Source organism: uncultured Gimesia sp., from assembly GCF_937919775.1.
Taxonomy (GTDB): Bacteria; Planctomycetota; Planctomycetia; order Planctomycetales; family Planctomycetaceae; genus Gimesia.
The window spans coordinates 1-6,211 of record NZ_CALFPF010000200.1 but is presented as its reverse complement, the minus strand read 5'-3'; the positions used below and the strand labels follow the sequence as shown (position 1 = coordinate 6,211).

The window sequence follows — 6,211 nt, the reverse complement described above, 5'->3', positions numbered from 1 at the left end:
ACCTGTCGCTGCGGATTTAAATCAGACTGAACTCACTTTAGCTATTCTGAATATCGATTTTTCATGGAACAAAAACCAGCAGAACTGACGTTTAAAATCCAGGACATGGATTGTGTCGAAGAAGTCTCCATATTAAAACGGGAACTCTCCCCCCTGGTTGGTGGAGAAGAACGACTGTTTTTTGACGTTCTCAACCGACGCATGACCGTCAAGCCGTCATCGGTGGAGGTCTCTGCAGCAGCCATCATTCAGGCCATCGGCCAGACAGGCATGCGGGCCGAGATCTGGGATGCGAAAAAAAAACAAACGACGTCGGCCTCATTCTGGTCTCGACAGGGCCGCAGCCTGCTGACCGGCCTGAGCGGTTTACTGATGGGTTCTGCATTCCTGACGCACGTCTATTTGACCGGCAGCTTCAGCGCCGCCCTCGGTGCGGAAGAAGCGACAAACGGCTCAATGCCGCTGCCGGTCCGTTTGCAATATCTGACCGCCATCCTGACGGGCATCTGGTTTGTGCTTCCCAAAGCCTGGTTTGCGTTGAAACGTCTGCGTCCGGACATGAATCTGCTGATGTGCATCGCCGTGATCGGCGCGCTGTTGATTGATGAATGGTTCGAAGCAGCGGCCGTCGCGTTTTTGTTTGCTTTCTCGCAGTTGCTCGAAGCGTGGAGTGTCGGCCGCGCACGCAAAGCAGTTGCGGCCCTGATGGACCTGACGACTCCGATTGCCCGCATCCGCGATGCCGAGGGTAATGAAACGACTGTCACACCCGAAGCGGTGGAGGTCGGCACCATCTTTCTGATTCGACCGGGCGAGAAAATTCCCCTGGATGGTCGCATCATCAAAGGCAGCAGCGAAGTCAATCAGGCGCCGATCACAGGAGAATCGATTCCGGTCAATAAGCAGATAAACGATGAAATTTTCGCAGGCACCATCAACGGTGACGCGCTGCTGGAAGCAAAATGTACCAAACTGGCGGAAAATACCGTCCTGGCACAAATCATTCGCATGGTGGGAGAAGCACAGACGCGTCGTGCCCCATCCGAACTCTGGGTAGAGAAGTTCGCAAAAGTTTATACGCCGATTGTGATGGCGGTCGCGCTGTTGATGCTGCTGGTGCTGCCGACTCTGTTTCACCTTACCTGGCACGATTCGCTTTACCGCGCACTGGTGCTGCTGGTGATCGCCTGCCCGTGTGCACTGGTGATTTCCACGCCGGTCAGTATCGTGGCCGCGCTGGCAGCCGCAGCCCGAAACGGCGTGCTGATCAAAGGGGGTGTTTTTGTCGAAGCGCCTTCCAAATTAAGAGCGCTGGCTCTGGATAAAACAGGCACGCTCACACAGGGAAAACCCGTGGTCACCAAAATTGTTCCCCTGAATGGTCACACAGAAGCAGAGCTGCTGGAACGCGCTGCCGCACTGGAAGCGCACAGCAATCATCCGCTGGCGATTGCCATTCTCGACGCGGCTGAAGAACAACAGGTTACCTATCAGGCGGCGGAAGCCTATCAGATTATTCAAGGTAAAGGAGCAACCGCGCTCATCAACGGAAGAGAGTTCTGGCTGGGCTCGCATCGTTATCTGGAAGAACGCAAGGAAGAAACCGCCGAGGTGCATCAGCAGCTTGAGGAACTTTCGAACGCCGGTCAGACGGTCGTCGTCATTGGCAATGAGACGCATGTTTGCGGCTTTATTGCACTGGCAGATCGCGTGCGCGAGACCTCGACCGAAGTGATTCGCCAGTTACACCAGGCCGGAATTGAACGGGTTGTCATGCTCACCGGCGACAATGCTGGCACTGCGCAGGCGGTAGGGGACGAAGTCGGCATCGATGCGGTGCATTCCGAATTACTCCCGGAAGATAAAGTCGCTGTCATCGAAGCGCTGGTCAAAGAATTTCAGTACGTGGCGATGGTCGGCGACGGGGTGAATGATGCCCCCGCCATGAGCCGTTCGAGTCTGGGCATTGCGATGGGAGTCGCGGGCAGTGACGTGGCCATTGAATCGGCTGACATTGCCTTAATGACCGACGACCTGACGAAAATTCCGTGGCTGATCGGGCACTCGCATCGCACACTGAAAATCATTCGGCAGAACATCATCTTTGCCTTAAGCATCAAAGTGCTGTTCATGATCCTGATGGTACTGAATCATGCTTCCCTGTGGGCGGCCATCGCGGCAGACATGGGAGCTTCTTTGCTGGTCATTTTCAACGGCCTGCGACTGCTGCAGGCACAATCGACAGCGAAAATAAAAGACGCCTGAAATCAGGCCAACCCTTGTTCACCGCGTGTACTCGCTACGGCTTTCAAAGATGGCATCCGGAATTTCCACACCCGTGATTGCTTTGAAAATCTGACTGAGCTGCTTGCGATAAACTTCATCCACGCAAACGACTGCACAGCCCCTGCCTTCAGCTTCCCGCATCAGTTCTGTTTCTTCAGGCAGCTGGCTGATATCCATCACGGTCATGCTTTCCCGGAGATACGCAGGGTTGAGATTCTCTTTGCCGTGCCCCAGTTTTAAGTCGGGGTCCGTCTGCACCACGACGTCTGTTAAGGTATCATACAGGTTGGCAAACGGAACGTAACGGACATCAAACGTGCGCGCAATGCCCTGTGCGGCTTTGTCATTCTGAGAGGTCACACTGACCACGGCCCCCTGCTGAGTCAGACTGAAAACGATGGCTTTGGTCAAACCGCTCTGCCCCAGGACCAGAATATTTTTGCGTTGAAAGGCCTGATTCGCCCCGGAGGATTTCTGTTCCAGTGTGGCCTCCAGACTCTTGATGGCGCTGCGTCGCACCGTATCATAGGCGTGCCAGCCATCCGGCTGATTTAACTGCAGATCTCCATAACCGGTCTGCTGTGACGACTCTTCCAGATGCTCTGCCAACGGTAAAATGAATTCTCCCATCCGCGGGCTGACTACCAGCGAACGGATTTTCAAAATCCCCAGCATTTTATGCACCTGCTTGAAATCATTGATGACCAGCGGCAGGCACGTGTAATCCAGACCCAACTGCTCCGAGGCCTTATTGAACACCTCAATCGTGCGTCGCTCCGCCACTCCCAGCCCGGCAACGCCGATGAAGCGCGTCTGTGCCGAGATTTTTTTGTAGTGATAAACTTCATCCAGCTCCGCCACCGTAGGCTGCCCTTCAAAGGCTTCCATCCCTTTTTCCAGAGCAGCATAGACCCAGGGTGAACCGTACTTCATGCCGAGTAGAGAAAAGGTAATACCCGCCGCCCCCAGTCCCAGGCCGACCACCGGGATCTCCCGTTTCTGACTGATAGCAGCCAGCAAAGGCCACGCCGTTTGCAGTGAGGGAGTCGGCCAGGTGAATTTGATGACATCCGCTTTGGCGTCTGCCATCTCATCGAAAATATCGTCCACTTGCGACAGCGGTTTCTTCAAACTTGTATAACTGATCACGCGTTTGGTTTTTCCAAATCGCGGAATCTGTTTTGCGATTTCCAGATCGAGTTCGATGTAAGCCGGCTCCGCGATGATGGCCTGCTTCAACAACTGAATCCGCTCTGATTCGGTCCCTTTAAACTGTCCCCCTTCTTCAGGAGTACGGCAGGAAACCAGAATCGGCGTCTCAAAGCCGGAAATCAAATCGCCGATGTCCGGAGTTTTAATCAATCGATCCAGACAGAGCTCCACCATATCGGACTGTGCAGCCGCATTCAGAATGTCCACTTTGGCAAAATTGCGGGATTCGGGAGTCACGGAAATACAAATCATGTTGCCACACAATCCATCAGAAATGAATTAAGAGACGGCCACCAGAGCAGGCAGGCGTCTGTTTCAGGATACACATCAGGGTTCAATAATTATGCCAGATCCCTGTTGTTTTGAAAGCGTGAATACCCGTCCCAGGCAAATTATTCTCCACCCGGCAATAAAAAACACCTCCTCAAATCAAAGTCGAGGAGGCGTGTTTATCATGCTCATCAGAAACAAGATCTCAGTTGTAAAACCAATACAGAACGGCGGTTTACCTTTTTCTGATTGAAGTCGCGGGTGCCAGGGGTGGCTGGGAATTCGCAGATTGAACGGGCTGTGGAACTGTTGTCTCACATTGACCTGAATTGCAGTCACCGCAAAGATTTTCGATAGACCACTTATAACCACATTTTTCACAGGTGTATTCCTGCTTTTTTAAAACACGTACGGTTTTGATTTTACCGCATTTCAGCTCGCAGCACTTCTGCCAGGGAAAACGTACGGGAGGAATACAAATGTCTTTACATTCAATATTGTAGCAGTGTTTTTTGATTTTTAATGTTTCCATTTGCAAACGGCAGGTTTTACAACCATGTGAGCAGTTATTGCTGCTGCCACAGGCACCGTTCGAATTATCACTGCAGGGATTTCCGGAATCGGCAAAGTTCTGATTCCCCCCGATGATCGTGGCTGTGATCGCCAGTAAAACAATTCCAAGATATTTCATATGACTCATTTCCTGAGAGATTGATTTCTATTTAGTTATGTATCCGTTTTTTTGAAATTCACCCGAGTCTTCTGTTAGAAGTCCGTCGAGAACCGGACACCAAAGATGTCAGACTTACCGCCGGTATAACCGTTGATTGGACCGCGGTCATCAATTTCCGCATGGATATAGTTAAACTGCATACGCGAATGGGAATTCCACCACCAGACCATCGCCAGTGTCCAGTTGCGTTCATCCCCGCCACGGATATTCGCATCGCTCAAATTGAGGTAAGAGTAGCGAGCAGCAACCTGCCACGCTCCCCAGCCGCCGCCGGTTTCACCATCGCAGGTGTTAACCAGGAAGAAGTTTTCCAATGGTTTGATACGATCAATCGTACCTGACTCCCGATCGATGGGCTGATACTCGCCAGTCAGGAAGTAGGCTGCTTGAACATAGGCACCATCAAAAGTGAGATCTGATCCCTGGGCACCACGGCCGACTTTCGTCACTTGATATTCACTGACAACCGAGAATGATCCGACGTTTAACATGGCTTCAAAACCAAGCGTGTTGAACCAGTCTGCCCCGGCGATACTGCCGGTGTCCAGCCAGCGGGTATTTCCCGTACGTGCTTCAGGACGCGTGCGGAAGCGGGCTCCGTTGCTGTTGGTCCCGGTCGGATCACCGTCCGGTTGAGCCCACATATCGGCAATCCCCAGATGCAGATAACCACGTCCGTCTGAGGTTTCATCATACCAGGGAGTTCCTGCCAGACGACCGTTGACACTCATTTGACCGGCGTCACCAACATAACTTCCATCATTTGAAATGTTCTCGAGGTTAAAGACCCCGTAACGCCAGTTGTAATTTTTATCTTCTGAAACACCGTAAGCACAGATCCCCAGACGACGTGCATCTTCGTTGAAGGCCTCTACAACCAGTGGACGTTCCAGAAATGTGTTGAATCGGCTACTGTTGAGGGTATCCATCCCCAGGGGACGTTTCTGATTACCGATCAAGAGTGTCTGAAAGACCGGGAGGTCTTTGAACCCGATGTAGACGTCTTTGAACGCAGGGTCTGCAGGATCTGCAAAGTCATACTCAAATTTATAGAGCATGTTATCTTTAATATCGCCGGAGACACCAATACGCAGTCGACGGAACTCCATCCGGTTTTCCGGATCCATGGGATCAGCCGGATTATTAAATGAAGCAATTCCCGGTGTGTCGCCGGAAAAATTCCAGCCATCCAGTTGAATACGACCGAAGATTTTCATGGTCGTCGCTTTGGCAGCGTCTTTTGCCTTTTTGTCCTTCTCGGCTTCACTGAATTTTTTCCAGTCCTCTTCCAGACTGGACAGACGGCTTTCTAAAAGCGGGTCGCCTGCATCATCTCGAAAATTGTTGATGAGCAGTTCTTCCGAGTCATCAAGTCCTCCGCCCACTTTTTTCAGATGGGGCGGGAGTGCGGGCGCGGGCGGCGGTGTGTTCGCTTTGGGCTTTGTCTGCTCCAGTTCCTGAATACGCTTCTCGGCGGTTTCTAATCGCTCAAGCAGGCGTTCCAGTTGCTCGGAACTGAGTTTGGTGTCCTCTGCGAATACATGTTGAGAAGGGAATATCGTCCCCAGCAGGAGCAGAAACCCTGCCAATTTAATGAATGTGCGCATCTTCATCCTTGATGTATCATCGCCCGAAATCCATTCCAGGCAGTTTTGTACCGACGTATACTGATTGTGCTACCATGCAGAAACAGTTCGAGTGTATAAGGGC

General features: G+C 52.0%; 4 protein-coding genes. 1 reads left to right on the top strand and 3 read right to left on the bottom strand.

Features of this window, described 5'->3' with window-relative positions; translation table 11 throughout:
• The first annotated feature begins 63 nt into the window (after positions 1-63).
• Entirely contained in the window at positions 64-2,265 is a 2,202-nt protein-coding gene (locus Q0294_RS05290) for a heavy metal translocating P-type ATPase (protein ID WP_299461639.1), read from the top strand.
• 18 nt (positions 2,266-2,283) lie between these two features.
• Here the strand turns inward: Q0294_RS05290 and Q0294_RS05285 are convergent, their stop codons facing one another.
• The 3 genes from Q0294_RS05285 to Q0294_RS05275 all read right to left on the bottom strand — a co-directional run bounded on the left by Q0294_RS05285 (position 2,284) and on the right by Q0294_RS05275 (position 6,108).
• A complete protein-coding gene (locus tag Q0294_RS05285; protein ID WP_299461637.1) occupies positions 2,284-3,750 on the bottom strand; it encodes a type I 3-dehydroquinate dehydratase in 1,467 nt (488 codons plus the stop codon).
• 253 nt (positions 3,751-4,003) lie between these two features.
• Positions 4,004-4,459, bottom strand: a complete 456-nt coding sequence (locus Q0294_RS05280) for a hypothetical protein (RefSeq protein ID WP_299461635.1) — start codon at positions 4,457-4,459, stop codon at positions 4,004-4,006.
• Positions 4,460-4,533: 74 nt separating this feature from the next.
• Positions 4,534-6,108, bottom strand: a complete 1,575-nt coding sequence (locus tag Q0294_RS05275) for a porin (protein ID WP_299461633.1) — start codon at positions 6,106-6,108, stop codon at positions 4,534-4,536.
• Between the last annotated feature and the right edge of the window lie 103 nt (positions 6,109-6,211).